Source organism: Micromonospora sp. NPDC006766, from assembly GCF_040636055.1.
GTDB lineage: Bacteria > Actinomycetota > Actinomycetes > Mycobacteriales > Micromonosporaceae > Micromonospora.
Map to the genome: position 1 here is coordinate 1 of NZ_JBEYIX010000132.1, position 1,562 is coordinate 1,562.

At 66.2% G+C, this 1,562-nt stretch carries 1 protein-coding gene; it reads left to right on the forward strand.

Annotated elements, in window-relative coordinates; all coding sequences use genetic code 11:
- Positions 1-547: 547 nt before the first annotated feature.
- Positions 548-1,501, forward strand: a complete 954-nt coding sequence (locus tag ABZ671_RS32680; protein WP_357865420.1) for an ISAs1 family transposase — start codon at positions 548-550, stop codon at positions 1,499-1,501.
- The last annotated feature ends 61 nt before the right edge of the window (positions 1,502-1,562 follow it).

The window sequence follows — 1,562 nt, forward strand, 5'->3', positions numbered from 1 at the left end:
CAAAGATCGATCCAGGGAGACATACAGGAACCTCTCCATCGAACCCACCACCAATACTGGCAATGGGTCAACGAGGATTACCTGCATATCAAGCAAAGCAGTACGCCGAAACGAGCCATGGCCGGCTACACGTGGTGATGGCTGCGCTGGCACCTGCGCGCACCACCCGCGGCAGATGAGTGCGGTGCAGTCGAGCCGTCGGAAGGTTGAAATCGCGAGCTGTGACCCTAGCTCGAAGCTGTCAGGTGAGCCCAGGTGCATTCACCGACCGTCGGGCAACCGCGACCAAGACTTGCGCGTCTGACACGAACAAGGAGCGGAGGAGACAGGGTCCCTCCACCGGTGCGGTACGCCTCGGTACGCGTATAGCAGGGCCGTTGCGTTCTCGCTCGGCAGGTTGGTGAGCTGGGATGATGTGGGTGATCGGCCTTTGTGGAGGCGGTTGAAGCGGGTGAAGCCCTCAGGGTGATCATGGAGTTTCTCTAGGACTGCACGACACCGAGGACTCCACCCGCAGATGTCATCATCCCTAATCTCCGTACTGACTGTGACAACCCCCAGTGGCGAGACGCCACCACCGCCGATCACCGAGGGTGAACGTCGTGGGCTCCTGGACGCTGTCAGCGTGATCCCGGACCCGCGTAATCGGCACGGAGTGCGGTATCCACTGCCCGCGTTGCTGACCGTCGCGGTGTGCGCGGTCCTGGCCGGCGCCACGTCGTTCGCCGCGATCGCCGACTGGCTGTACGACCTGGACGAGGCGGACCAGCAGCGGCTCGGGTTCACCCGGGGCGTGCCGGCCGGCACCACGGTGTGGCGTCTGCTGATCCGCCTGGACGCCACTCTGCTCAGCAAGGTTCTGGCCGGCTGGCTGCACACCCGGACGCAACCAGTGACCGCTCGGCCGCGCCGCTACCGGACGGTGATCGCCGTGGACGGCAAGACCCTGCGTGGCGCACGCCTGCCCGGCGGCCGGCAGACGCATCTGCTGTCGGCGCTGGACACCAGTACCGGCATCGTCTTGGCCCAGGTCACCGTCGACACGAAGAGCAACGAGATTCCCGCCTTCACCCCACTGCTCGACGCCGTGCAGGCCGTGCTCGGCAGTCTGACCGATGTCCTGTTCGTCGCCGACGCGCTGCACACCCAGGCCGGCCACGCCGAGCAGATCACCAGCCGTGGAGCACACCTGCTACTGCAGGCCAAGGGCAACCAGCCCACCCTGTTCGCCCAGCTCAAAGCTGTCCCCTGGGCGCAGATCCCGGTCGGTTACCGCACCCGCCACCGCGGTCACGGGCGCAAAGAGACCCGCACCGTCAAAGCCGTCACCCTGCACACCCCGGGCGGGATCGCGTTCTCGCACGCCCAGCAAGCCGTCCGGATCGCCCGTACCCGCACCACCGGCGGCAAGACCAGCCGCGAGACCGCCTACCTGGTCACATCCCTGCCCGCCGCCGCGGAACTTGTCGGGAGTGTGGATCTAACGGTGTTTCCGGCCTGACCCACCGGGCGTTGTGCCTGGTGAGGAGGGTGCCGTGATGACCGCGACACTGAACGACGTG